At 71.4% G+C, this 25,871-nt stretch carries 25 protein-coding genes; 17 read left to right on the forward strand and 8 right to left on the reverse strand.

The features are described 5' to 3' along the window. The first annotated feature begins 5 nt into the window (after positions 1-5). Complete coding sequence (locus ABFY20_RS12570) at positions 6-1,076, forward strand: LacI family DNA-binding transcriptional regulator (protein ID WP_368496590.1); 1,071 nt, start codon at positions 6-8, stop codon at positions 1,074-1,076. A gap of 36 nt (positions 1,077-1,112) precedes the next feature. Here the strand turns inward: ABFY20_RS12570 and ABFY20_RS12575 are convergent, their stop codons facing one another. From ABFY20_RS12575 to ABFY20_RS12585, 3 genes are all read right to left on the reverse strand, one after another. Continuing rightward, positions 1,113-1,508 carry a PPOX class F420-dependent oxidoreductase gene (locus ABFY20_RS12575; RefSeq protein ID WP_368496591.1) on the reverse strand — a complete coding sequence of 132 codons (396 nt, stop codon included), beginning with the start codon at positions 1,506-1,508 and terminating at the stop codon, positions 1,113-1,115. A gap of 74 nt (positions 1,509-1,582) precedes the next feature. Further along, entirely contained in the window at positions 1,583-2,137 is a 555-nt protein-coding gene (locus ABFY20_RS12580) for a DUF6036 family nucleotidyltransferase (RefSeq protein ID WP_368496592.1), read from the reverse strand. A 4-nt stretch (positions 2,138-2,141) separates the two neighbouring features. Next, positions 2,142-2,717: a helix-turn-helix domain-containing protein gene (locus ABFY20_RS12585; protein WP_368499779.1), complete on the reverse strand. Its 576-nt coding sequence runs from the start codon at positions 2,715-2,717 to the stop codon at positions 2,142-2,144. 184 nt (positions 2,718-2,901) lie between these two features. Between ABFY20_RS12585 and ABFY20_RS12590 the strand changes: the two genes are divergently transcribed. The 3 genes from ABFY20_RS12590 (at position 2,902) to ABFY20_RS12600 (ending at position 4,564) form a co-directional block, all read left to right on the forward strand. Next, on the forward strand, positions 2,902-3,228 hold the full coding sequence (locus ABFY20_RS12590) for a hypothetical protein (protein WP_368496593.1): 327 nt from the start codon (positions 2,902-2,904) through the stop codon (positions 3,226-3,228). Between the two features lie 279 nt (positions 3,229-3,507). Beyond that, positions 3,508-3,738 carry a hypothetical protein gene (locus ABFY20_RS12595; protein ID WP_368496594.1) on the forward strand — a complete coding sequence of 77 codons (231 nt, stop codon included), beginning with the start codon at positions 3,508-3,510 and terminating at the stop codon, positions 3,736-3,738. A gap of 115 nt (positions 3,739-3,853) precedes the next feature. Next, positions 3,854-4,564: a hypothetical protein gene (locus tag ABFY20_RS12600; RefSeq protein WP_368496595.1), complete on the forward strand. Its 711-nt coding sequence runs from the start codon at positions 3,854-3,856 to the stop codon at positions 4,562-4,564. A 146-nt stretch (positions 4,565-4,710) separates the two neighbouring features. Here ABFY20_RS12600 and ABFY20_RS12605 read toward each other — a convergent pair whose 3' ends face one another. The 3 genes from ABFY20_RS12605 to ABFY20_RS12615 all read right to left on the reverse strand — a co-directional run bounded on the left by ABFY20_RS12605 (position 4,711) and on the right by ABFY20_RS12615 (position 8,135). Then, on the reverse strand, positions 4,711-5,367 hold the full coding sequence (locus tag ABFY20_RS12605; protein ID WP_368496596.1) for a response regulator transcription factor: 657 nt from the start codon (positions 5,365-5,367) through the stop codon (positions 4,711-4,713). Continuing rightward, positions 5,364-7,142, reverse strand: coding sequence for an ATP-binding protein (locus ABFY20_RS12610; RefSeq protein WP_368496597.1), 1,779 nt, complete (start codon positions 7,140-7,142; stop codon positions 5,364-5,366). The genes ABFY20_RS12605 and ABFY20_RS12610 overlap by 4 nt, the downstream gene beginning before the upstream one ends. Before the next feature lie 219 nt (positions 7,143-7,361). Then, complete coding sequence (locus ABFY20_RS12615) at positions 7,362-8,135, reverse strand: hypothetical protein (protein WP_368496598.1); 774 nt, start codon at positions 8,133-8,135, stop codon at positions 7,362-7,364. 190 nt (positions 8,136-8,325) lie between these two features. On the opposite strand from ABFY20_RS12615, the gene ABFY20_RS12620 reads away from it, so the two are divergent. The 5 genes from ABFY20_RS12620 to ABFY20_RS12640 all read left to right on the forward strand — a co-directional run bounded on the left by ABFY20_RS12620 (position 8,326) and on the right by ABFY20_RS12640 (position 13,160). Beyond that, positions 8,326-10,452 carry a DUF262 domain-containing protein gene (locus ABFY20_RS12620; protein WP_368496599.1) on the forward strand — a complete coding sequence of 709 codons (2,127 nt, stop codon included), beginning with the start codon at positions 8,326-8,328 and terminating at the stop codon, positions 10,450-10,452. 117 nt (positions 10,453-10,569) lie between these two features. Beyond that, positions 10,570-11,283 carry a histidine phosphatase family protein gene (locus tag ABFY20_RS12625; protein WP_368496600.1) on the forward strand — a complete coding sequence of 238 codons (714 nt, stop codon included), beginning with the start codon at positions 10,570-10,572 and terminating at the stop codon, positions 11,281-11,283. Positions 11,284-11,293: 10 nt separating this feature from the next. Then, complete coding sequence (locus tag ABFY20_RS12630; protein WP_171704314.1) at positions 11,294-11,860, forward strand: DUF3090 domain-containing protein; 567 nt, start codon at positions 11,294-11,296, stop codon at positions 11,858-11,860. Positions 11,861-11,864: 4 nt separating this feature from the next. After that, entirely contained in the window at positions 11,865-12,695 is an 831-nt protein-coding gene (locus ABFY20_RS12635) for an SCO1664 family protein (protein ID WP_368496601.1), read from the forward strand. A gap of 108 nt (positions 12,696-12,803) precedes the next feature. Continuing rightward, positions 12,804-13,160, forward strand: coding sequence for a nuclear transport factor 2 family protein (locus tag ABFY20_RS12640; RefSeq protein ID WP_368496602.1), 357 nt, complete (start codon positions 12,804-12,806; stop codon positions 13,158-13,160). A 10-nt stretch (positions 13,161-13,170) separates the two neighbouring features. Here ABFY20_RS12640 and ABFY20_RS12645 read toward each other — a convergent pair whose 3' ends face one another. Both ABFY20_RS12645 and ABFY20_RS12650 read right to left on the reverse strand, forming a co-directional pair. Next, the gene (locus tag ABFY20_RS12645) at positions 13,171-13,689 is read right to left on the reverse strand and encodes a MarR family winged helix-turn-helix transcriptional regulator (protein WP_368496603.1); all 519 of its coding nucleotides are present in this window, start codon (positions 13,687-13,689) and stop codon (positions 13,171-13,173) included. 3 nt (positions 13,690-13,692) lie between these two features. Beyond that, positions 13,693-14,943, reverse strand: coding sequence for a glycosyl hydrolase family 18 protein (locus ABFY20_RS12650; protein ID WP_368496604.1), 1,251 nt, complete (start codon positions 14,941-14,943; stop codon positions 13,693-13,695). Between the two features lie 238 nt (positions 14,944-15,181). On the opposite strand from ABFY20_RS12650, the gene ABFY20_RS12655 reads away from it, so the two are divergent. The 8 genes from ABFY20_RS12655 (at position 15,182) to folE (ending at position 25,871) form a co-directional block, all read left to right on the forward strand. Beyond that, entirely contained in the window at positions 15,182-16,846 is a 1,665-nt protein-coding gene (locus ABFY20_RS12655; RefSeq protein WP_368496605.1) for a DUF3375 domain-containing protein, read from the forward strand. Further along, entirely contained in the window at positions 16,839-17,780 is a 942-nt protein-coding gene (locus ABFY20_RS12660; protein ID WP_368496606.1) for a DUF4194 domain-containing protein, read from the forward strand. Before ABFY20_RS12655 ends, ABFY20_RS12660 begins: the two co-directional genes overlap by 8 nt. After that, entirely contained in the window at positions 17,777-21,256 is a 3,480-nt protein-coding gene (locus ABFY20_RS12665; RefSeq protein WP_368496607.1) for an ATP-binding protein, read from the forward strand. The genes ABFY20_RS12660 and ABFY20_RS12665 overlap by 4 nt, the downstream gene beginning before the upstream one ends. Positions 21,257-21,463: 207 nt before the next feature. Continuing rightward, positions 21,464-22,642, forward strand: a complete 1,179-nt coding sequence (locus ABFY20_RS12670; protein ID WP_368496608.1) for an ABC transporter substrate-binding protein — start codon at positions 21,464-21,466, stop codon at positions 22,640-22,642. A 116-nt stretch (positions 22,643-22,758) separates the two neighbouring features. After that, a complete protein-coding gene (locus ABFY20_RS12675; protein ID WP_368496609.1) occupies positions 22,759-23,565 on the forward strand; it encodes an ABC transporter permease in 807 nt (268 codons plus the stop codon). After that, positions 23,562-24,389 (forward strand): ABC transporter permease, encoded by an 828-nt coding sequence (locus ABFY20_RS12680; protein ID WP_368496610.1) that lies wholly within the window; start codon positions 23,562-23,564, stop codon positions 24,387-24,389. The genes ABFY20_RS12675 and ABFY20_RS12680 overlap by 4 nt, the downstream gene beginning before the upstream one ends. Next, on the forward strand, positions 24,386-25,186 hold the full coding sequence (locus tag ABFY20_RS12685; RefSeq protein WP_368496611.1) for an ABC transporter ATP-binding protein: 801 nt from the start codon (positions 24,386-24,388) through the stop codon (positions 25,184-25,186). The genes ABFY20_RS12680 and ABFY20_RS12685 overlap by 4 nt, the downstream gene beginning before the upstream one ends. Before the next feature lie 91 nt (positions 25,187-25,277). Next, the gene (gene folE / locus ABFY20_RS12690; RefSeq protein ID WP_368496612.1) at positions 25,278-25,871 is read left to right on the forward strand and encodes a GTP cyclohydrolase I; all 594 of its coding nucleotides are present in this window, start codon (positions 25,278-25,280) and stop codon (positions 25,869-25,871) included.

Raw genomic sequence — 25,871 nt, forward strand, 5'->3', positions numbered from 1 at the left:
ACTCCATGCCCGCCAGACCGCCCACCATGAAAGACGTGGCGGCCGCGGCGGGTGTCGCCCTGAAGACGGTGTCGCGGCACGTGAACGGCGCCACGAACATCGACCCGGTGCTGGCCCAGCGCATCGCCGATGCCATCGTCTCGCTCGGGTACCGGCACAATCTGGCGGCGGCGAGCATCCGGCCGGGGCGCTCGGCGAAGGTCGTCGGGCTCGTCATCAGCGACCTCGCGAACCCGTACTGGTCGGTGCTCGCTCGCGCCGTCGAGCGGGTCTGCAGCGCGAACGGCTACCTGTTGGTGACGGTGAGTTCGGAGGAGGACGGCGAGCGCCACCGCCTCCTGGTCGACCGCCTCATCGCCCAGCGCGTGGACGGCCTCATCGTCGCACCGCCGCGCCGCGACGACGGACTCTGGGCCGCCGCAGCCTCGGCAGTGGTGCCGGTCGTGGCGATCGACCGGCCGGTGGCCCAGCCCTCTGAGCCGGTGCACGCCGAGTCGCCAGACGCGCACCCGCCCGGCGGCCCACCGCCGCCCGCCCCGTCCGTCGAGACCGTGCTCGCCGACAACGCCGGGGGTGCCGAGAACGCGACGCGGGCTCTCCTCGAGGGCGGCGCGCGGCGCATCCTGTTCCTCGGCGACTCGATCGAGCTCTACACGATGCGCGAGCGCCTGGTCGGCTATCGCCGCGCGCTGAGCGCGTGGGGCGACGGCGGCGATGCTCCGGATGCGGCACTCGTCGACACCTCGGCACACACGGCCGTCGAGGCGGCGGCGATCGTGACGGGGCTCCTCGGGTCCGATCGCATCGACGCCGTGTTCGCGGCCAACAACCGGTCGTCGATCGGTGCGCTCGAGGCGTTCACCCACGCGGGAACGCGGCTGCCGCTGGTCGGTTTCGACGACTTCGAGGCGGCGCCGCTGGTACGGCCGGCGGTGTCCGTCGTCGCTCAGGACGTGTCGCTGATGGGCGAGACGGCTGCGCGCGCGGTGCTGGCCCGGCTCGACGGGGCGGCCGACGAGGAGAGCCGCACGACGGTGCTTCCGACCGCGCTGGTGCTGCGCGGTTCGGAGCGCTGAGTGCGGCCGGGCCTTGTCGGGCTGAGCCGCGTCGCGCTACTGCGCCGTCGTCTTCTCGATGCTCATGACGAGCACGACCCGGTCGGCCGAGTCGGGCGGCGGCGTCTGCTCGGGGTTGCCGTACCGCTTGCCGAGCACCACGTAGAACGCCCCCGTCGGGTCGGGCTCCACGGCGATCAGCCTGCCGCGCACCTCGAGGTATCGGAACGGGTTCTGCGGGTCGATCACCGACAGACTCATCGACGGGTTGTGCTGCAGGTTGCGGAACTTCGCCCGCTTCGTCGTGTGCGTGAACCTCAGCGTGTTCCCGTCGCGCAGGAACCACATCGGGTTCACCTGCACGGTGTCGTCGGGCCTGATGGTTCCGAGATGCCCGTAGTTCGGCTGCTCCAGCAACTCCGCGTAGTCCGCGGGAATGATCTCCTCACCCATGCCCCCATCCAACCACTCCCCTGCCCGTGCGGGCACGCCCCCTGCGAGGTCTCACCCGAGTCCGCTTGCGGGAGTCAACCCAGGAGCGGCAACTCCGGCTCGTCGGGACGGGCGGGCAGCCCCTCACCGAGGATGACGCCGAGAACCACGAGTGCACGGTCGCTGAGCACCTCGCCGGGGTAGAACTCCTCGAAATGCCGCTCGGCAGATGCCAGGTCACCGATGCCGCAGATCACCAACAGCTTGGCGATGTCGTCGTCGTCGCGGCCGGGCCTGCTCGCTCGCAACTTCATGGCGAGGAGCATGGGAGCAGACGCCACCCACACACCGATCCGACCGTCGTCGTAGAGCGGCTCCCATTCGTCCCTGACAATCGGCACGAACTGACTGGCGTTGTCGTTCAACCAATCATTCGGCCAGCCTCGCTCCCGTGCAATCGCTTCTGCGACGGCGAAGGTCGCATCCGACGGGTGGATCTTCGCGTCGATGTCCTCGGTCGTGCGCCGTTCGAAGTAACGCAATGACAGGGCCGCACCGCCGACAATGCGAATACCGCACGGTTCACCGCGCTCTCGGAGGCGGCTGACGACATCCCGCAGTCCGTCGATGAGGTCGGAGCGATCGAGCACTAGGTCACACGCTCGCCAAGGTGACCGCATCGACCAGGACACCTCGACTGAGGAACTCAGGCGGCACCTGCTCACGATCGACGGGCACCACGTAGGTGCCCGCGTTGATCGTCCACGACCGCTTGAGCCGACGGTCAGCGGACTCGGCCCAGGCGGGAAGCGGGAGACCCTCCTCTCGCATGCGGTACTCGACCAGCGCGGCCAAAGCGGCATCCCAGTGCTTCACACCCGTCGGCTCGGGTTCGACCAACGCCAGCGCGAACCGGACGTCGCCGTGCTCCGCCGCGAGATTGTCGCTGACCTGGATGAAGTGCCGGAACGCGTCGTCAGGTCGGCCGTCTCGCTCGGAATCGGCGATCGCGGCGGCGGCGGTCGCAACGTCTGCCCGGGTGGTGGGAATGGCGATGAGCCGATGCCCGATCGATGACAGCAGACGTTCGACCGTATCGAGAGTGGGCACGCGCTGCCCACTCTCGATCTGAGACAACGAGGAGCCTGCGATTCCGGAGCGAAGGCCCAGCTCGCTCTGGCTCATTCCCAGCCTCCGGCGAGCGCCGCGGATGAGGGTCCGAACCGGCATAGACACCTCCCTGCGATGCACAGTTTAGCTTTCGTATAAAAATAGAGCTTGATGATGTCTCAGTTTAGCGAAGTCAGGGTAAATGTCCAGAGCTCCGATGGAACGTGAGAGCTTTCTCATCCCTTGGTATGACTTGCGGGGCGACAATGGAGAGGTCGCTCCTCATCCTCTCGAACGGAATCCCATGCCCCGCAGCCGCCGCCTCATCGCCATCGCCGGCGTCGGCGGGGCCGTTGTGGGTGCCGTGGTGGTGGGGTCGGCACTCATCGCCGCGAACGCGCTACCCGATCGCAGCGGCGAGGGCGTCGGCGTCCCAGCGGTGGTGATCGAGACGGATGCGGTGACCGGCATCCCGACACCGCCCGCCGACGAACCGACCCCACCTCCCCGGCCGACCCCGACCGGGGCGGTGGTGGTGCCCGACCCGCCACCGGTTCCGGTCGACGACCACGGCGGCGACCGCAGCGGCAAAGACGACAAGAGCGGCCCCGGCGGGGGCAGCGACGACTGAGCCTCGGCGCGGAGGCACCGCGTGGCCGGGCTGCGAGTGAACTGCGGATGCGCATCCGGGCCACCGCGAGGCGGCACATGGGATGGGCCGGCGGCGACGCGACGACGCAGATGGCCGAACCGTGAGACGAGTGGATGCGCCGGCGGCGACGCGACGACGCAGACGGACGGGCCGTGAGACGAGCGGGATGCGCCGGCGGCGACGTGACGAGGCAGACGGACGGGCCGTGAGACGAGCGGGATGCGCCGGCGGTGACGCGACGAGGCAGACGGACGGGCCGTGAGACGAGCGGGATGCGCCGGCGGCGACGCGACGAGGCCGGTGGCCGGGCTGCGAGACGACGTGCGGATGCGCATCCGGTTGCCGCGAGGCGAGCGGCTGAGACGTGGGTACGACACGACTCCGGAGCTGGCCGGGTTCGAGGCGATGCAGGAACTGGTCTGGTTCGCCGCGACGCGTCAGGCGGGCGACGACGACGCGAGCGAGCGTTCGAGGGCGCTGGCTCGCTGATCGTGAGAGGTCTCTCATGGCGGGCTTCGAGCTGTCTTAGAGGGTGAGGCGAGTGTGGAGTCAGGGCATCCGCCCCGCCACTCCCGCCCCGTGCGGACCGACCGAAGGACTCATCGTGCCCCTCACCTCCAAGCGTTCGAAGATCATCACCACCGCGGCCATCGCCGCAGGGCTCATCGCCGGAGCGGCCGGCGTCGCTGCGGCCTCGGCGGCCGCGGTGCCCGGCCCCACGCCTTCCGCGGTCGCCGACGATCGGGGCGGCGACCGCGTCGGGGGCGACGGCGGTTCCGCCGGAGACGACACCGGCTCGCCGAGCCCGACGCCGACGCTGATCGCGCCTACCGGATCGCCCGATGCGACCCCGCCCGCGCCCACTCCGTCGGCGCCACCCACCCCGCCGTCGACCCGTCCCGGCGACGACACTCCCCACCCCGACGACACGTCCTCCGACGACTCGCTGAAGCCGCCCGCCGCGCCCGGTGGCCCCGGTGGGCCCGTCGGCCCCGGCGCGGAAGGTGCACCCGCCGGGCCGGAGGCGGGGGGTACTCCCGGTGACCCCGGCGCCTCCGCTCCCGCTGCTCCCCCCGCGCCTGCCGACCCGGCACCGGCACCCGCAGCCCCGGCCCCCGCGCCGGGATCCGACGACACTCCCCACCCCGACGACCACGGCGGAGACCGCGGCGGCCGCGGCAACGACGACGACTCCGACCACCCCGGCCACCACGGCGGCGGCACCGACGACGGCACCGGGGACTCCGGCCGCCACGGCGGCGCCGACGACACCCCTCACCCCGACGACTCCGGCCACCACGGCGGCGACGTCTGACCCCTCATCCACACATCTACATTCCTTGCGGACAAAGTCCGTCTGAACGTTGTTTCAGACGGACTTTGTCCGCGAGAAAGCTCAACCCGCACCACCCACCTGCGCGGCCAGCACGCCCCGCGCGGCCCCCGCGCCCCGCGCGCCCCTCACACCAGCCGGTACCCCATCCCGCGCACCGTCTCGATACGCGCCGCGCCGAGCTTCTGCCGCAGGTACCCGACGTAGACGTCGACGACGTTCGATCCCGGATCGAAGTCGAACCCCCACACCCGGCTCAGCAACTGCTCGCGACTGAGCATCTGGCCCGGGTGCCGCACGAACTCCTCGGCCAGCGCGAACTCGCGGGCCGAGAGGTCGACCTGCCGCCCTTCGACGACCGCCCGCCGCGAGCGCAGGTCGAGTCGCAGCCCGCCCCACTCGACACCGGTCTCGGCCGAGTTCGCCGCATCGTTCAACCGCAACCGGATGCGCGCCAGCAGTTCATCGAACCGGAACGGCTTCGCGAGATAGTCGTTGGCACCGCCCTCGAGGCTCGCCAGCACGTCTTCGACCGCCGACCGTGCGGTGAGGATGATCACCGGCGTCGTCGACCCTGCCGCACGCACCCGCCGCATCACCTCGAGCCCGTCGAGCCCGGGCAGGCCGATGTCGAGCAGGAGCAGTCCGAAGTCGCCCGTCATGGCGAAGTCGAGCGCGTCGGTTCCGTTCGTGACGACGGTCGGCTGAAAACCCGCAGCCCGCAGCCCCTTCGCCACGAACGACGCGATGCGCTCCTCGTCCTCAGCGATCAAGATCCCCGTCATCCGCCTCCTCCTTCCCTCGCCCTCGCGCGCCCACCCTCGACCTCGGATGCGCCTCCCGCCGATTCCACCCCGGATGCGCCGCCCCCGCCGTCCAGCCCGGATGCGCCTCCCGCACCCTCCGCCCCGGCCGTCGTCCCGCGCCGCGACCCATCGTCGACCACCTCGTCGTCCGCAACCGCAGCCGCAGCCGCGGCACCTCCGGCACCGGCACCTGAAGCACCGGCACGATCGTCATCACCGACCCGCGCACTTCCGACACCGACAGCACCCGCACCCCGCGCAGTCGACACCGGCACCGCCTCCTCCACCGGCACCGTCAGGATGAAGCGCGCTCCGTTGCCGGGGCTCGACTGCACCGCGATGCTGCCGCCGTGGGCGGCAGCGATGCCCGCCACGATGGCGAGCCCGAGCCCCGATCCCGATGCCCCGCGCCCGCCCCCACCGCGCACGCGTTGGAACCGCTCGAAGATGCGCGACTGCGCCTCGACCGGCACCCCCGGCCCGTGGTCGTGCACCCAGAACCGCAGCTCGACGGGGTCGCGCTCGTCGTTCCAGGCGCTGCCGAGTTCGATCGGCTGCCCCGCGGAGCCCCCGTGCGTCACCGCGTTCGCCGCGAGCTGAAGCACCGCCTGGGTGATGCGGTCGACGTCGAGCGACGCGACTCCCCCGGCGCGCCCCGCCAGCACCCACGTGGCGTCGCCGATGCCCCGCGCCTTGGCCAGGAGGCGATCGGTCAGCTCCCCGACGTCGACGGCCTCGCGCACGATCGCTCCGGAACGCCCCACGGCCGCCAGGCGCGCGATGTCGTCGACGAGCCCGTTCATGCGGTCGAGCTCGTCGACGGCGAGGTCGCGGGTCGCCGTGACGTCAGCCGGGTCGTCCTCGTCGACGAGCTCGAGGTGCCCGCGCACGATCGTGATCGGGGTCTTCAGCTCGTGGCCGACGTCGTCGAGCAGCTGGCGCTGGGCCGTGAGGGCTTCTTCGAGCCGGTCGAGCATCCCGTTCACCGTCGTGGTGAGCTGCGAGATGTCGTCGTTGCCCACCACCGGGATGCGCTCCGACAGATCGGATGCGCTGATGCGGTCGGCAGCATCCGTCAGTCTCCTGATGGGGGCGAGCAGCCGGCCGGCGACGAACCAGCCGACGACGGCGACCACCACGAGGGCTCCTGCGGCGATGACGGCGTAGGTGGTGAAGGCGTCGGTGAGGGGGCGCAGCTCGGCCCGCAGGTCGACGACGCTGACGAAGACGCCGCTCCGGTCGTCGCCCGCGACGCGCACCGGCACGGCGACGTAGCGGAGCGTCTGGCCGTCGGGGGCCGTGAAGGTGCCGCGCACCACCTCGCCGCCGGAGGTCTCCTCGACGACGCGGGCGACGAGGGCGTCGTCGCGGTCGATCCTGAAGTCGAGGCTGCCTCCGGGGTTCAGCGCGGCGACGCCGTCCACGATGCCGAGGCTCGACTCGTTCGCCCCCGGCCGCACCCGCTGCACGATCGCCGTCATCACGTCGTCGAGCACCCCGCCACCCGCATCCGCACCCGACGCACCGCCGCCCGACGCGCCGCCGCCCGACCCGCCGTCGAACCCGTCGGCCACGGCCTCCTCAGCGACGGTGCCGACGTCGCCCGCCAGCAGCACGAGCCGCTCGTCGACGGCGCTCAGCACACGCTCCCGCTGCACGAAGTAGGCGGTCGCCCCCGCCGCCACCATGCCGAGCGCGGCGACCGCCAGCAGGGTCGCGAGAATCCGCACCCGCACCGACAGCCGCACCGACATCTGCCCATTATCGGCGCGACCCCCGACACGACCCCCTGCCCCCGCATGAGAATCCTCTTAGTGACAGCGGCACCCACGGCGACCCGTCAACGTTCTCGCGGACAAAGTCCGTCCCAACCTCATTCATCACGGACTTTGTCCGCCAGAACGTACGAAGGCACACGGAAAGGGCCCCGATCGCGAACGATCGGGGCCCCCGGAACAGCTCAGAGCAGAGGATCAGGCCTCGCTCATCACCGCCTTCTCCTGCTGGCCGCGGGCGGCGAGCGCCGCGGCACGGGCGGCGAGGCGGCGCGCCTGCTCGGCCTGACCGGCGTCGAGCACGTCCTGCGAGACCTCGACGCTGTCGACGCGCGACTTGCCGTGGTACTTCTCGATGTAGGCGTCGAGCTCGGGGCCGGAGGTCCACGAGGTGATGAGGCAGTAGCGCGGGTCGGGCCCGGGGTGGGTGGCCGCGTGCCAGAGGCGCTGGGTGTCGACGATCAGCTGGGCGCCGGCGGGGAGGGCGATGCGCACCTCGCCCTCGGGGTCGGTGCGGTTCTCGCGGAGCACGAAGTAGCTGTCTTTGTCGTCGGTGAGGTTGAAGAATCCGCGCACGACCCAGCCGGTGCCGTCGGGGTTGAGGCGGTTGTTGTCGTCCTGGTGCAGGTTGTACAGGCAGTCGGCGTAGGTGTTCGGCTGCAGCTCGATGACGCGGCAGCGGCCGACGTTGGCGCCGGGCTCCTGGGCGCGGCGGGTGAGGTTGGGGGCCTTCTCGACCTGGGACTCGATCCAGACACCGTCTTTGTCGGTGCGCGGCGGCTCGTGGTTCCAGAAGCCGTTGCACTCGATCTCGCCCTTGGCGGAGGCGAGCGGCGCGAAGCGGGTGTCGCCCGACGACTTCCAGTCGTTGTACTCGATGTCGAGCCACTCCTTGGGGTCGAGCTCCTGGTTGTAGCTGTCGAGTACGACGTAACCGGTCTCTTCGAGAGCGGCGCTCTTGATGTATGCCATGACCTGAATCATGTCCTTTCGTCATGGGCCAGCACGTTTTAACAGGCCCGAACTTAGGCAAGCCTATCCCGGCCACCCTGCATAGGGCCTTAGGTCCCGAGGCCCGTCACACGCCCCGTCCCGCGGCCGCCCGACGCCCGCCCGACGCCCGCCCAGCCAGGGTCGCACCCCCGCATTAGACTCGAACACCATGGTCACCGCCACGAACGCCACGAACGTAGAAGCCACCGCCGTCAACACCATCGCCTGGCTCGGTGCACCTGGAACCACCATCGTGGTGCCGGTCTACCAGCGCCAGTACCGCTGGGACATCGGCGGATGCGAGCAGCTGCTCGGCGACATCCGTGCAGTCTCCGACACCCACGACGCCCACACCCACTTCATCGGTTCGATCCTCTCGACAGCCGCCGACGCCGACTCCTCCGACGACTCCGAGCTGGTACTCATCGACGGCCAGCAGCGCATCACTACCCTGATGCTGCTCGTCTCGGCCCTCCACCACAGCATCAAGGACGACGACCCCGAGCTCGCCGCCGAGCTCGAACGCGTGCTGGTGCGCGAGAACGACCCGAACCGCACGAAGCTGCGGCCCCACCGCGCCTGGGCCGAGGTGTTCGAGAGCGTCGTGCTCGACCGGCGCAGCGACGAGGAGGCGTTCCGCGAGTCGCGCTTCGACGACAACTACGCGTTCTTCCGCAGTCAGGTGCGCCCCGACGAGGTTCCCCGCATCTGGCGCGGCCTGCAGAAGCTCGAGCACGTCGCCATCACGCTCGGCGCCGACGCCAACGCGCAGCAGATCTTCGAGAGCCTCAACTCCACGGGAGAGCCGCTGCGCGACCACGAGCTCATCCACAACTACGTGCTGATGGGGCTCTCGCACGCCGAGCAGAGCGAGATCGAGGAGCGGTTCTGGCTCCCCATCGAGCAGAACACCGGCGAGTCGATCGCGAGCTTCTGGCGCCACTACCTCGTCATGATCACGGGTCGCGAGGTCGTGGTCGCGGGCGAACGCGGCGTCTACGACGCCTTCCGCCAGGAGTTCCCGCGCCTCGACATCGACACCCTGCGCGCCCGGGCCGCCGAGTGGCGCGAGTATTCCGAGGCCTACCGCGCCCTGCTCGACCCCTCGGTCGAACCCGACGCCGAGGTGGCCGAGCAGCTCGGCTTCCTCGCCGTGTTCGGTCGCGCCATGTACCCCCTCGTCATGCGCGCCTACCGCGAGTACTCGCGCGGCGAGCTGCCGAAGGCGGCGTTCGTCGAGCTCGTCGAGCAGGTGCAGTCGCTGCTCCTGCGCCGCACCGTCGCCGGTCTCAAGAACGACCGGCTGGTGGCCCGTCTCTGCCGCGCCCGCGCCGAGAGCCCCGAAGCCCTGGTGCACGCCATCGCCCGCATCATGCCCTCCGACGACCGCGTGCGCGTCGCCCTCAAGTTCAGCGAGCTCCCTCACCAGCACTACGTGCTCACCCGACTCGCCGCAGCGGCGGGCGCCCGAGCGGATGCGTCTTCCGCCGCTCACCAGACGACACCGGATGCTGCGGTGACGGATGCGCACCGCCCCGCCCCCGCATCCGCTCGCCTCCGCCTCCGCCCGCTGGGTCCGCTCGATGTCGAGCACATCGTGCCGGTGTCGCCCGGCGACTCGTGGAGCGGCGACGGTGTGCGCGAGTGGGCCGACTACAGCGACGACGAGCAGAACAGCCATCGCGCCCTCGCGCAGACGCTCGGCAACCTCGCCCTGGTGGAACGGCCGCTCGCCGATCGTGCCTTCGACCGCTCGTACCCTGAGAAGCGGGCGCTCTACGGCGAGAGCGCGGTGCCCACCACCACCGAGCTCGCCGAGATCCCGGCCTGGAACACCGCGGCGATCGCCGCTCGCACGGCGCGGCTCACCGAGCTGTTCGTGACGGTGTGGGCACGCCCGGCCGTCGTGGTGATCGACGACGACGACCTCACCCCGGTGCTCGACGCCATCAAGCGCCGCGGCTGGCCGCGCGGGTGGGAGCGGGAGTGGGACTACGTCGAGTACCGCGGCGAGCACTGGGAGGTCTACGACGTCAAGTACCTCTTCAACCGGGTGTTCAAGCGCCTCTGGGCCGACTCGCGGCAGAGTGTCGTCGACTTCAGCGCCCGTCGCGGTGGCCCGGTGTACGACGCCCAGGCCTGGAACGGGCACTGGGACAGGCTCGACGACGACACCTTCCTCTACATGGGCTGGGACTCGAAGTACATGCTCACTGCCGTGCAAGGCGTACTCGACGAGGCGGGCTTCGCCTCGGAGGTCTTCGTGAAGTACTCCTACTTCGGCGCCGTGATGTAGCTCGCGCACCACCGACCCGTCGCAATCCGCCCCTTGCGCTGCGCTGAAGGGCGGTTCGTGACGGGTCGATCGCCAGACGGCGGCTCGTGGCGGCGACCCGGCGCGTAGGCTCGAGGCATGGCGACTGTTGTCCTCGTGCGGCACGGCCGCTCCACCGCGAACACCTCGGGCATCCTGGCCGGGCGGCTGCCGGGGGTCGAGCTCGACGAGCTCGGCCGCGAGCAGGTGGCGCGCGCCGGCGAGCGCCTCGCCGCGGTTCCGCTCGTCGCGGTCGTGACGAGTCCGCTCGAGCGCTGCCGCAGCACCGCAGCCGCGGTCGCCGCCGCCCAGCTGACGCAGCCGGCACCCGCGGAGACGCTCGACGACGACCTCACCGAGTGCGGCTACGGCGACTGGCAGGGGCGCCCGCTCGCCGAGCTGGCGAGGGAGCCGCTGTGGAAGGTCGTGCAGCGGCATCCCTCGTCGGCGGTGTTCCCCGGCGGCGAGTCGATGGCCGGCATGCAGTCGCGAGCGGTGTCGGCGATCCGCCGCCTCGACCGGGCCGTCGAGGCCGAGCACGGCGCGGGCGCGGTCTGGCTCGCGGTGAGCCATGGCGACGTCATCAAGTCGGTGCTGGCGGATGCGCTGGGTATGCATCTCGACCTGTTCCAGCGCATCCGGGTCGACCCCGCCTCGGTGTCGATCGTGCGCTACGGCGCCGACCGCCCGGAGGTGCTCGCCACCAACACCGTCGCCGGCGAGCTGAGCTGGCTCGCCGCCGAGAAGGCGGCATCGACGGCGACGGTCGGCGGGGGTGCCGGACCTCGGGCGGCCGAGGCCGACCCCTCCTAGGATTGAGCACATGGCCACCATCACCCACGAGTTCGCCTGGCCCGACCGAGTCGTGATCGGAACGATCGGCAGGCCCGGCTCGCGCTCGTTCTACCTGCAGGTGCGCGACGGCCGGCGGCTGGTGAGCGTGGGGCTCGAGAAGCAGCAGTCGGCGGTGCTGGCCGAGAAGATCGAAGACGTGCTCGCCGAACTGGCGAAGGTGGAGCAGAACCGCTTCAGCGTTCCCGAGTCGACCCCGCTCGAGCTCATCGACAACGAGCCTCTCGACCAGCCCGTCGACGAGCAGTTCCGGGCCGGGGCGATGACCCTGGGATGGGACCCGACGACCGCGCAGATCGTCATCGAGGCCTTCCCGCTCTCCGAGATCGACGCGGATGCGCTCGAGTCGGGCCTGGAGGAGGGTGTCGAGTTCGAGCCGGAGGAGGTGCTGCGGGTGAGCATCCCGGTGGGAACGGCGCGGGCCTTCGCCGATCGCACACGTGAGATCGTCGGCGCCGGCCGGCCGCTGTGTCCGCTCTGCGGAGAACCCCTCGACGCCGACGACCACGTGTGCGGGCGGCTCGGCGACGGCCTGTGACCCGATGGTGAAGCCGGAGGGCCCGACGGGTTCCGTGCCCCACGGCCCTGCGGGTTCCGCGCCCGAGGGCCCGACCGGTCCCGTACCCGAGGGCGAGCTCGTGCTCGTCGCCCGCATAGAGTCGGCCTCGAACGCCGTCTTCAGGGGCGCGATCGGCGACACCGAGGTGGTCTACAAACCCGAGGCGGGCGAGCGACCGCTCTGGGACTTCCCCGACGGCACCCTCGCCCAGCGCGAGGTGGCCGCCTACCTCGTCTCCGAGGTCTTCGGCGGCGACATCGTGCCGATGACGTGGCTCCGCGACGGCCCGGCGGGCCCCGGCATGGTGCAGCTCTGGTGCGACGTCGACCCCGACCAGTCGGGGGTCGACGTCGTGCCGCTCGACGAGGTTCCCCCGAACGGCTGGCGGCACGTCTTCGACGGGGTCGACGAACGCGACCGGGAGGTCTCGCTCATCCACGAAGACGGCGAGGCGCTGCGCCGCATGGCGCTGTTCGACGTCGTCGCCAACAATGCCGACCGCAAGGCCGGCCACATCCTGCCTGTCGCGGGCGGGCACCGGCACGGCATCGACCACGGCCTCACCTTCCACGCCGAGCACAAGCTGCGCACCGTGCTCTGGGGCTTCATCGACGAGCCCCTCGCGCCGACCGAGCTCGCCGCGGTGAAGAGGGTTCAGGATGCGCTGGGCGGCGAGCTGGGCACCGCCCTGTCACCGCTGCTCACCGAGTTCGAGATCGTGGCGCTCGACGAGCGCTGCGGCCTTCTGCTGGCGTCGGGCCGCTTCCCGGCACCCGCGGGAAGCATGCCCGCGGTGCCCTGGCCGATCTTCTGACCGACGCCTCAGCGCCTCGGGACCGGTCGCGTCCCGGTCGCTCTTGACGCGCATCCGTCCACCTGGTGGAATTCACGTGACATGTCACGTAACGAGGAAGCGCTACCGGTGACCGCATCGATCGAACAGCTCATGCACGCGAACCTGCTCGAGGTCTTCGCCGAGAAGGACTTCGACCGCCGCGCCGAGGCCATCGCCCGCACCTACACCGAGGGCGTCGTGTTCACCGACCCCGACGAGGTCGTCGTGGGCCGCGACGCCCTCAACGCGAAGGCGCAGGCTCTCGCCGACCAGTCGCCCGATTTCGAGTTCTCCCCGGCGGGCCCGGTGTACGTCAATCACGACCTCGGCTACCTCGCCTGGAACCTTGGTCCCGCCGGCCAGCCCCCGGTCGTGAAGGGCATCGACATCTGCTTCGCCGAGAACGGGCTGATCGCGAAGATCTACACTCTGCTCACCGAGTAGCGACGACCGGTCACGGGTGGTCGACGGGCCGCGGGAGCGTTCCGTGCTCGAGCAGTCGCTCGTAGACGCGCTCGAGGGATCCCGCGAACCCGGCGAGCTCGTCGGCGTCGAGAGCGCTGAGGAAAGCCCGGCGCACGAAGTCGACGTGCGCCGGAGCGGCGGCGGCGAGCGTCGCCCGCCCGTCGGTCGTCAGCATCACGGTGCTCGCGCGCCGGTCGGTCTCGCTCACCCCGAGCTCGACGAGCCCGCGCGCCGCCATGCGCTTCACGTGATGGCTCAGCCGGCTGCGTTCCCCGCCGATGCGGGTCGCGAGATCGGTGACGGTGAGAGTGCCGCGCTCGTCGCTGACGAGCGCCACCAGCACGTCGTAGTCGGCGAGCGAGATGCCGCTGTCGTCGCGCAGCTGCCGGTTCATCTCGTAGCGGATGCGCAGATGCACCTTCATGTACGCGTACCAGGCCCGCGTCTCGTCGTCGTCGAGGCGCGCGAACGGCGACTCGGCGGCGATCTCGTACCCGTCGTCGCTCATCGGCTACACCCGACGGCGGGAACGGATGCGCTGGGTGCGCAGCACGAGCACGCCGCCGATCGTGAGCATCGCCGCGATGCCGCCGAGCGCCCCGAGCTCACCGAGGCCCTGGCCGCTCGCCGCCGACCCCGTGTCGGCGAGCGCCGCGCCGGTCGATGACGGGGTGGGCGTGGGCGCCGGCGACGGCGTCGGGCTCGGAGTCGGCGTGGGGGTCGGCGTCGGCAGCGGCGCGTCGATCGCCGCGCGCATCACTCCCGCCCAGCGCCAGGGCGCCTCGGGGCCCCCGGGGAGGGAGTTGAAGTACTCCCATCCCGCGACGCCACCGAAGTCAGGCGTCGTCTCGCGGATCTGCAGGATCGAGGCGGTGAGTTCGTCGAGCGGGATCCATCCGTCGCCGCAGTTCTCGGGGTTCGTGAGCACTGCCATCACCACCTTGCTCGGCGGGATGCCGCCGCTGCGCGCAGCCTGGTACGCGGTGATCTCGCCGTAGTCGGCAGCCGTCGGCTCACCCCAGCCGCAGTAGAACTGCGTGTTGAACCAGTCGATCGACGCGCCCGACGAAGCGTAGAGCTGGTCGTAGTCGAAGCCGGAGAGGTTGTCCTCCCCGACGAGCGCCGCGGTCACGGGTGAGAGCGTGATGAGGAAGTCGTCGCCGAAGTCCCGGGCGAGATCGGCGATCACGTGCTCCACGACGGCGACATCGGTCTCGGTCTCGACATCGAGGTCTATGCCGTCGAGGGAATACGTCACGACGAAGTCGTGGAGCCGCTGGTACTGCGTGTCGTAGTCGGTGCTGAGGCTCTGCCAGGTGTCGTTCTGCGCGCCGCCGATCATGCCGACCACGGCGACCCCCGCATCCTGAACCTCGGCGAGCTCGCGCCACATCGTGTCGAAGCGCGGATCGTTCGGCAGCAGGTCGTTGAGCCTCAGCTCGTCGGGGTTCATGTGCACCGCGGCGAGGTTCACCACGTCGACGCCGGTGTTCTCGGTGACGAGCGGCAGCGGCGAGATGTAGGCGCCGGTCGAGCCGTCGACGAACTGCTTCTGGTAGTAGACGATCACCCGGCCGCTGTCGCGGACGGCGGTTTGCGCAGGCAGGGCGGCCGCCGGTGACGAAACGATCACCGGTGACGAGGCGGTCGCCGCCGATGCCGACCCGAGCATCCCGCCGATCCCCACCACCACCGCTGCGAGCGCGGCGACTGCAGCCCCACGGCCCCGGCTCCACCGCACGTCGTCGTGGCTCATGGTCATCGTCTCCTCCTCGAGGCAGCGGTCGCCGAGGCGGCGAATCCGACTCCCCTCCCAGCATGGTGGCAGAGTGCGGTTCCTCTCCACACGCGTGTGGGGAGAACCACTCACTCGATTGCGCTCCTGTGGTCGAGCACAGTGCTCGCAGCACTGGTTTTGCGCGCAGTTTGTGCGACCACGTGAGTGACGAGAAGACGACGGGGCGGGTGCGCCGAGCGGATGCGGCTAGTCTTGCTGCGATATGTCGAGCACCCGGGCCGAGGCTGCCTACCAGAGATCCGCAGCCGCCTTTAAGAACCCCACGCTCGACCTGCTGCACGGCCGGTTCGCCCCGTTCGTCGTCGCGGTGCTCTCCATCGTGTTCACCGCAGACCGCCCGGCGGTCGCCGTCGCCGACGCGCACGCCGAGGTCACGGAGGCGGTCGATGAGCTGCGGGCGGCGGGCTACGGCGACGACGACCGTCGCATCCCCTCGGGCACCGCGCGCGAGATCTGCCGCAGCTGGGTGCGCATGGGCTGGCTGGTGCCGCAGATCGAAGACGACGTGGAGGTGTACCGCCTCTCGGCGCATGCGGTCGGCGCACTCGAGATAGCCGGCCGAGCGGGCGTCGGGCGGGCCCGTGTCTCGCGCTCCCGGGTGCGCACCCTGCTCGAGGCCGTCGACCGGCTCGCTCGCGATTCCGAGGCCGACCCCGAGCGCCGCATCGCGCTGCTCACCGCCGAACGCGACGCCCTCGAGGCCGAGATCGCCGCCCTGCGCGCCGGCCTGTCGAGCGACGACGCGGCCACCCACGCAGACGCAGGTGCCGGCATGGCCAGCGGTGCTGACTCCGCCGACGCGAGCGCGGCAGGATCCCTATCCGGCGCCGACCCCGCCTCCCGCACCGCAGCCGACGGTTCCGCCACCTCCCCTGCCCCCCTCGCCCTCGACGACGAGCAGCTGCTCGAAGAGGCCGAGAACGTGCTCCACCTGGCGCGCGAGCTGCCCGCCGACTTCGCGCGGGTCGCCGAGTCGATCAAGGCGATGCAGCGCGACGTCGTCTCCGAGCTGCGCCGCGACGTGCGGCCGACGGGCGAGATCCTGCGCGAGTACCTCCAGCGCGGGCAGCACGTCATGCGCAGCACCCCCGAGGGCCGCGCCTTCGACGGAGCCCTCCGCCTCATCGGCGACCCCGACCGCATCGACCAGCTCTCGGCCCAGCTGCACGACCTCCTCGCGCAGCCCTTCACCCGCCTGCTCACCCCCGAGCAGCGCGACGAGCTCGACGCCATCGCCCGCCGCGTCGAGCTGGGTGTGCAGGAGGTGCTCACCGCCCAGCGCCGCGCCTCCCACGTCATCACCGCGCAGGTGCGCACGCACGATCCCATCCGCGACCGCCAGGTCGACGACCTGCTCCGCGGGGTGATGGCGGGGCTCCACGACTGGATGCGCGCCAGCTCAGGAGCCACCCGTGTCGAGCCGGTGCACGGCTTCCCTGTCGCCGACCTCGGGCACCTGCGTCGCTCGCTGAGCGAGCTCCACCCGCCGCGCGTGCCCGAGCCGCTCAGCGCATCCGACGACGCCGACGTCGAGTTCGTCGACGCCGACACCCGCGCCTGGGGCGGACCGCACTACGCCGAGCTCGAGCGCTACGTCTCGACACTCGGCCCCTCCTTCGACCTCGCCCAGGCCTTCGAGTCGGGCTCCGACGACACCCGCCGCCCCGTCGACCTCGTCGGGCTGCTCGAGATCGCGCACCGGGGCGGCATGGCCGAGGGCGACGACGTCTCGATCGTCGAGGCCATCCGCCCCGACGGCACCACCCGCCGTTTCGCCTTCGGCGCGGTCACCGCCCACGCCACCAGGCGATCCGACACCCACGACGCAGACACTCCGGATGCACGCACACAGGATGCACATGACTGATCACACCGACACCGCAGCCCCCGACACCGCGGCCACCGACACCGCGGCCCCTGACACCGAGGCACCCGACACCACGGCTCCCACCACCGCGACCCCCGACAACACGGCACCCGGCACCGACGCGGAAGCGACCCCCGACACCCCCTTCATCACCCCCGTGGCGATGGAGGACGACCCCGACGAGCTCTTCGCCGGCGACCGCGGCGTGCTCGACTCCTCCGTGCGCCGGGTGCTCGTGCGCCTGTTACTGCGCCGGTTCCTGCTCGCCGGCGGGCCCGGCAGCGACTGGAGCGTGCTGATCGAGAACCAGCAGGTCATCGAGTCGCGCCTCGGCGACCTGTTCGTGCGGCTCGTCGTCGACCACGACCGCGGGGTCGCCTACAAGGAGCAGGTGCGCTCCGACGAGCTCGAGATCCCGATCCTCTTGAAAGACGAGGCGTACTCCCGCGCCGAGACACTCGTGCTCGTGCACCTGCGCACGGTCTTCCAGCGCGAGACCACGGCCGGCGAGGCCTCGGCCCGGGTCGACGTCGAAGAGGTCGAGCAGACCGTGCTGAGCTACTTCGCCGAGTCCGACGGCGACACCGCCCGGCGCCAGAAGGCCATCCGCAACGCCCTCAACCGGCTGCGGCAGGACGGCGTGGTGGAGGAGGAGTCGGAGGGCCGCTACCGCATCAGCCCGCTCGTCGAGATCTTGCTGAGCTCCTCCCGCCTCGCCGAGTTGAGCGACTGGCTCGCCGAGCAGACGGCCCTCGCCCGCTCGGGCGGCAGTCCCACCCCGGTCGACCTCGACGAGACGGATGCGCCCGGCGACGACCCCGACGGCGACGCCGATCCCGACGGCGACACAGACCTGGACGACGACACAGACCTCGACGACGACGCCGACACAGACCCCGACGGCGACCGCGCCCCCGAGGAGCCCACCGCATGACCATGCTCGACACCCTCTTCGGCCTCATCCCCGCCGCCTCGCGCGGCCAGCAGTGGCTCGCCGAAGACCTGCAGCTCGTGAACTGGGGCGGCTACGACGGCGCCCACCGCATCCGCTTCTCCCCCGGCGCCACACTGCTGTGCGGCGGCTCGGGCTCCGGCAAGTCGACGCTCATGGACGCCAACGTCGCCCTCATGATGCCCCACACGACCCCCTTCAACGGCGCGTCGAACGGCGCGGTCGTGGGGCGGCCGCGCGGGCACGAGCAGCGCAACATCCTGTCGTACGGCCGCGGCAAGATCGACGAGACCCGCACCGACGAGGGCACGAAGCTCACCGTGCTGCGCGGCGACGGCACCGACACCTGGACCGCGGTCGCCATGACCTGGCGCGACCACGACGACTCGCGCTTCACCGCGGTGCGCGCCTGGTACATCCCCGCGGGGGCCCGGATCGTCGACGAGACCGTGAAGGTGCGCGGCACGATCCAGGGCGCGTTCGACCTCAGCCGGCTCGAGAGCGCCGCCCTGCAGCACTTCACCGACACCGCCGTGCGGGCCACCGGACTCGACACCCTCCCCACCGACCGCGAATTCTCGGCACGGTTACACGCCGTGCTCGGCATCGGGGCGGCGGGCGCAGGTTCGAAGGCGCTGAGCCTCTTGGCGCGCATCCAGGCCGGCCAGCAGATCACCACGGTCGACGACCTCTACAAACGCATGGTGCTCGAAGAGCCCGAGACGCTCGCCACCGCCGATGCCGTCGTCGCCCACTTCGACGGCCTCGAGAGCACCAGAACCAGGATGCTCGTGGCGCGCCAGCAGGTGCGCGCCCTCGAGCCCATCCGCGGCCTGCGCGTGCGCATCGAGGAGGCCGCCGACCGGCTCAGGATGCTCGACGCCCTCGGCCGCTTCACCGATCCGGATGCTCTGGTCACCCTCTGGCGCGCCGGTCGACGCCTCGAACTGCTGCGCGACGTGGAGGCCGAGCTCGGCACGCGGGAGCGGGAGGTGGTCGCGGTCATCCGCGAGAAGCAGGCCGTCGCCGACGCCGTCGAGGCCGAGCGCGAGGGCCTCGAGGAGGTGCTGCGCTCGGCCGGCGGCGACCGCCTCGAGACGGCCCACCGCGAGCTGCGCGCCCTCGACCGCCGCCTCACCGCCGTGCAGCGCGACCGCGCGCGCCTCGACACCGCCCTCGCGCCCCTCGCCGAGGAGCTCGGCCTCACGGCCCGGCCCGGCTCACCCGCCACCGGTGCCGGCGCGGCTGGTGAATCCCCCGTGGCCGGCGCCTCCACCGAGCCCGCCGACGGCGGCACCGCCGACGACCACGGTGCAGCTTTGCTCGCCCTCACCGCCGAGTCGTTCGCCGCGCTCGCCGACCGTGCGCGGCGTACCCTCAGCGATCCGCGCGCCAAGGAGTCGGCGCGCGAGGCCTACGTCGCGGCGATGAGCGCCAGGAACACGGCGGCGACCGCGCGCGACCGGCTGAAGGCCGAGCTGGCCGACGCCGGCTCCCGCACCGACAGCATCCCGCCGCGCCTCCACGAGTCGCGGCGGCTGCTCGCCGAGGCCGCCGGGCTCCGCCCTGAGAACCTGCCCTTCGTCGGCGAGCTGGTCGAGGTGCGCACCGAGTTCGAGCCCTGGCGCGAGGCCTTCAACCTCGCCCTAGGCGGCTTCGCCCGCACCCTGCTCATCGACGTCGACGATCTGCCCGCGTTCCGCACCGCCATCGACTCCGTGCGCACCCCCGAGCGTCTCAGCTACGAGGGCGTGCACACCGGCCTCCCTGAGACCACCTCGCTCGACCCGCGTACCCTCCCCGGCCGACTCGACTACCGCAGCACGCCGTTCACGGGCTGGCTCCACGACCGCCTCGAGAACCAGTTCGCCTTCGTGTGCGTCGAACGCGCATCCGAGCTCGCCGAGCACCGCCAGGCGCTCACCGCGGCCGGCCAGTCGACGAACGGCTCCCGCGGCGCGCACGGCGGCCACGGCCGCACGAACCTCCTCGGGTTCTCGAACCGGGCCGGCCTGGCTCAGCTCGCAGCCGAACTCGAAGCGGCCGAGGGCCGGCTCGCCGAGGCCACGACGGCGGCAGCCCGCGCCGCTGCGGCCCTCGACACCCTCGACGCCACGCACACCGTGTTCGAGAAGGTCACCGACCTCAGCTGGGACGAGGTCGACGTCGCCGGCGTCGAGCGCGAGCAGCAGCGGTGGCAGTCGATCATCGACGAGGTCACCTCGGGCAACCCCGAGATCGCGAAGCTGCAGTCGCGCATCACCGAGGCGCGCGAGAAGGCGGCGCGGCTGCGCGAAGAGATCGGCGGCGCGAAGGCCGAGCAGCAGCAGCTCTCCGAGCGCTGGGCCGACGTCACCGACGAGGTGGATGCCGCCCAGTCGGTGCTCGACCGCGCCGACGACGCCGGTCGCACGCTCACCGAGGCGCAGGCCGCCTACCTCGACGCGCAGTTCGCGGCACCCGAGAGCACGGGTCCCTCGGCCCGGGCGGTGACGCTGGCGCGCTTCGACGCCGCGCTCGACTCGGCGTCGAAGCGCCTGACCGACGAGCAGCTGCTGGCCCAGCAGACGCTGGTCGAGCAGCGCGAGGCGCTGCGGCGCACGCTGGTGAGCTTCCTCGACCGCTGGCCGAACCTCAACCTGCTCCCCGATCCCGACAGCTCGCTCGGCGACTTCGAGCGCATCCTCGCCGACCTCGAGGCGAGCGGGCTGCACGAGCTCGAGCGCGAGTGGCGCGACAGCCTGCTCGAGCTCTCGGGGAACGACCTGGCGAATCTCGACGCAGTGCTGTCGCGGTCGCTGCGCGAGATCCGCGAGCGCATCGAGCCGATCAACCGCATCATGCACGACCTCCCGTTCTTCGACGACGAGCACCGCCTGCAGATCAGCCCGCGCGAGAACCAGTCCGAGTCGCGCCGACGCTTCCGGCGCGAGCTCCGCGAGGTGCGGGCGCTGCTCGACGCGGCATCCAGCGACGACGAGCGCGAGCAGGTCTACACGCGCATGGCGAAGCTCATCAGCCGGATGCGGCGCACGGCACCCGACTTCGCCGACCTCGTCGACGTGCGCAACCACGTGAGGGTGAGCGCGGAGCGCATCCGCGCCGACACGGGGCAGCACGTCGCGCTCTACGACCACATCGGCGAGAAGTCGGGCGGCGAATCGCAGGAGCTGATCGCCTTCATCGTCGGCGCCGCGCTGCGCTACCAGCTGGGCGACGCCGGTGCCGAACGGCCCCGCTACGCGCCCGTCTTCCTCGACGAGGCCCTCATCAAGGCCGACGCCCACTTCACCGCGCGCGCCATCGGCGCCTGGCGGGGGCTCGGCTTCCAGCTCGTCATCGGCGCCCCCAACGACAAGTACAGCGCCATCGAGCCGCACGTCGACGTCGAGTACGACATCCTCAAAGACACCACCGGCCGCTCCTGGGCCAAACCCAAGGTCGCCCTCCCCTCCTGACCCCCGCCCGTGGACCCTCCCGGCGGGCCCCATCCACCCTCCTGGTCGCGCAACCTGCTCCCCTGCCCGCCTGAGGGAGCACTCTGCCCGACGAACGCACCCCACCCGCCTCATCTCATTCGTTACGCCCGTGAAACACGCGTGCGATTTCACGAAACGTAAAGGGTTTACGTTGGGCCTCGTCCCGCGATCGAGATGGAGGTTCCTATGAACGCCAGCCCCACCCGAACCACTCGCACCACCAGCCCCCTGAACACCGCCCGCCTCAGCACCGCACACCCCGGCACCACCGGCCCCACGAGCACCCGTCGCCGCACCCTGCGCCGCGCCGCGGTCGTCGCCGCTTCTGCCGCCCTCGCCGTCACCCTCGCCGCCTGTTCCTCGAGCGCCCCCGCGAGCGAGGGAGGCAGCACCGCCTCGGGTGAGGCCGACCTCGGCACCGCGGGCATCGCCCTCAGCTGGATCAAGAATTACGAGTTCGCCGGCTACTTCTACGCCGACCGCGACGGCGACTACACCGCCAACGGCCTCGACTCCGTCGACATCATCGCGGGCGGCGGCACCACCAACCCGTGGGACAGCGTGCTCGCCGGCCAGGCCACCATCGGCCTCGCCTCCGACCTCACCGGCGTCACCGGCTCCGTCGAAGACGGCGCCCCGCTCACCATCATCGGCGCCCAGTTCGTGAAGAGCCCCGTGGGCTTCGTCTCGCTCGCCGCGAACCCCATCGCCTCGGTCGACGACCTGAAGGGCAAGACCCTCGGTGTCGACGCGGGAGGCAAGCTCGCCGTCGAGGCGGTGCTCCGCGCCAACGACCTCCCGGCCGACACCGTCACCTTCGTGTCGGTTCCGAACGGCATCGACCCGCTCATGAACGGCGACGTCGACGGCCTCATCGGCTTCCTCACGAACTATCCGCTGGCCGTCGAGGCGGCGGGCGGCGACGCCGTGACGCTGTCGTTCTCCGACGCGGGCTACGCCCAGATGGGCGATGCGGTCGTCGTGTCGACGGATGCGCTGAAGAACGACCGCGAGAAGGTCAAGGCGGTCATGAAGTCGGTCATCGAGGGGTGGAACACCGCGCTCACCGACGGCCCGCAGGGCATCGCCGACATCGCCATGGAGTACGGCGGCAGCGAGAACGACCTCGACCCGGCGCTGCAGCTGAGCTCCGCCACGGTGCTGCCCTCGTTCATGCTCACCGACGACACGGTCGCGAACGGCATCTTCACCATCTCGCCCGAGCTCGCCGAGCAGGCCGTGACCTCCCTCGCCGCAGCGGGGATCGACACCAGCGCCGACTCGCTGTTCGACCTGTCGCTCCTCGACGAGGTCTACGCCGAGAACCCCGAGCTCATCCCGGGCTTCGAGGTTCCGCAGGGCTGACCGGATGCGGGGGCCGGTCATCGAGGCCGGCCCCCGCACCCAGCACCCGCACCGCCCGCAGCCAGCCCCCGGCACCACGTGCCCGCACCACCCGCACCGCCCCGAGAGGAGCCCCCGTGAACCCGCGCCGCGCATCCGTCGCCCCGGCCCTGCTGGGCCTCGGCGGACTGCTCGTCATCGTGATCGCCTGGCACCTCGTGGCCGTGCTCGCGTTCACCCGCCCGAACGGCAGCTACGGCGCCGTTCCGCCGCCGCTCGCCGCCTTCGCGCGGGTCGGCGCCGACCTGGTCGACCCCGCCTACTGGTCGGGAATCGCCGCCACCGCGGGCGCCGCCCTCACGGGCTACGCCATCGCGATCGTCGTCGCCCTCCTCCTCGGCGTCCTCGTGCTCCTCCTCCCCCGCCTCGAGGCCTTCGCCACGCAGCTCGGGGTGGTCGCCGCGTGCATCCCCGTGGCGGCGATCAGCCCGATCGTCGTCATCCTCTCCCCGCCCGGCAGTCGTTCGGTGAGTGTCGTGCTCGCCCTGCTGGCTGTCGAGTTCCCCATGATCATCGGGGTGCTGCTCGGCCTCCGCGCCACCACTCCCGGCCAGCTCGACCTCGTTCACGCCTACGGCGGCGGCACCCTCACCGCCATCCGCAAGGTGCGGCTGGTCGCGGCCATACCGGCGCTGCTGTCGGCGCTCAAGATCGGTGCGCCCGCCGCGTTCCTCGGTGCGATGACCGGCGAGTTCTTCGCCGTGGGCGTCGACTCCGGCGCCGGCCGGCTGCTCATCTCCCAACAGTACGCGGGCGACTTCGTGGGCATGTGGGCGGTCGCCATCCTCGCCACCGCCGTCTCGGCCCTCGGCTACGGCGTCATCGCGCTCGCCGCGCGGTGGCTCGCACCGTGGACGACCCACAGCACCGGAGGCACCCGATGACCTTCCCCCGCTGGGCCACCGCGCTGGTCACCACCCTCGCCACCCTGGTGCTGCTGCTCGCCGGCTGGCAGCTCGCCCTCACGCTCACGAACGTGAGCCCCTACCTCACCAAGACGCCGCTCGACGTCGTGAACTATCTCTTCGTCGACGGCGCCTTCACCCCGGAGTCGGCGGCCGAGCGGCGCGCCGCGATCGTGCCGATGGTCGGGGTGACGCTCTTCCACGCCGGTGTCGGTCTCGCCTTCGGCGTCACCCTCGGCCTCGTCGGCGCCGTCGTCATGTCGGTGTCGCGCACCGTGCGGGCCACCTTCCTGCCGATCGCCCTGGTGCTGCAGACCGTTCCCCTCATCGCGATGGCCCCCGTCGTGTACGCCGTCTTCGGCTCCGGTGTCGTCACCGCGGCGGTGATCGCCGGCGTCGTGACCTTCTTCCCGCTGCTCATGAACGTGGGCACGGGCCTCACCGCGGCCGGCCCCGACACCGTCGACCTCGTTCACGCCTACGGCGGCGGCCGGATGCGCCTGCTGTTCTCCGTGCAGCTCCCGGCCGCACTGCCCTACCTCTTCGCCGGGCTCAAGATCGCCGCCCCTGCCACCGTCTCGGCCGCCACGCTGTACGAGTTCCTGTTCTCGTTCGAGGGCCTCGGGGCGAACCTGCTCACGAGCCGCTCGTACTCCGACTACGGCCTGCTCTGGACGCTCGTGGTCATCACGATCGCCCTCGCCCTCGCCGCCTACGGCCTGGTCGTGCTGCTCGAGCGGCTCGTGCTGGCCGGCCGCTTCCCGCCCGAATCCGTTCTCGCCCGCCGAGGAGACCCCCGATGACCGCGACCGAATCATCCGCCCGCACCACCGCATCCGCCGAGCCCGCCGCCGGCGTGCAGCTCACCGGCCTCACCCGCGACTTCGTGTCGCGGAAGGGCACGGTGCAGGCGGTCGCCGGCGTCGATCTCGCCACACCGAGGGGCTCCTTCCTGTCGCTTCTCGGGCCGAGCGGATGCGGCAAGTCGACGATCCTCCGCATCCTGGCCGGGCTCGACACCCCGACGAGCGGCTCCGCCACAGTGCACGGACTCACCCCCGCCGAGCTCCGCAAGGAGAAGAGCCTCGGCATCGCGTTCCAAGACCATGCGCTGCTGCCGTGGCGGAGCGTGGAGAAGAACGTGCGCTTCCCGTTCGAGGTCGCCGGCGTTCCGCTCGACAGAGAGTGGGTCGCCGAGCTCCTCGGGCTGGTGGGGCTCGAGAGCTTCGCCGACGCGAAGCCCTGGCAGCTCTCGGGCGGCATGCGGCAGCGCGTGTCGATCGCGCGGGCGCTCGCGCTGCGGCCGAGCGTGCTGTTCCTCGACGAGCCGTTCGGCGCCCTCGACGACATGACCCGCCAGCGGCTGAACCTCGAGCTGCAGCGGCTCTGGCTCGAGCAGCGGGCGACGACGGTGATGGTGACGCACGGCATCCAGGAGGCGATCCTGCTCTCCGACTACGTCGCGGTGATGAGCCCGCGGCCCGGCACCATCAAGGAGGTCATCGAGATCGACCTGCCCCGCCCGCGCACCATCGACCTCATGTCGACGCCCGAGTTCCACCACTACGTCGACCGCGCCACCCAGCTCCTGTTCCACTGAACCCCGCACGGCCGACGGATGCGCGCTCCGGCCGGCCCGACCCCACTGCCCCACCAGTTCCACGAAAACCCCCACGAAAGCAGGGATCACGATGACCATCGAAGCCACGACGACCTCCCGCCCCACCGACGTGCTCGCCGCCGAACGCGCCGTGCGCGACTACATGGCGGCGGTCGGCCTCGACGTCGACCACCCCACCCTGCTCGACACGCCGCGCCGCGTCGCGCACGCCGGCCTCGACCTCTACTCGGGCCTCGGCGGCGACCCCGCGAAGGCGCTCGGCGGCGGCGAGCCCATCGAGGGCGTCTACCCCGGGCCGGTCTCGGTGCTCGAGGTGCCGTACTCCTCGATCTGCGAGCACCACCTGCTGCCCTTCAAGGGCGTCATCTCGGTGGTCTACCTGCCCGACCGCATGCTCGCGGGCATCGGCGACTTCGACGCGATGATCCGCGTGCTCGCCGCCCGCCCGCAGATGCAGGAGCGCCTCGCCGACGAGATCGCCGACACCGTGGCGACCACGCTCGACGCGAAGGGCGTGCTCGTGCTCCTCACCGCCGAGCACGCCTGCATGTGGGCCCGCGGCGAGCGCACCGTCGGCGCCACGGCACGCTCCCTCGCCGCCCGGGGCGTCTACGACACCGACCTCGCCGCGCGTGCCGAGGCGCGCATCCTGATCGGTCTCTGA

The sequence above is a fragment of the Herbiconiux sp. A18JL235 genome (assembly GCF_040939305.1).
Lineage (GTDB): Bacteria > Actinomycetota > Actinomycetes > Actinomycetales > Microbacteriaceae > Herbiconiux.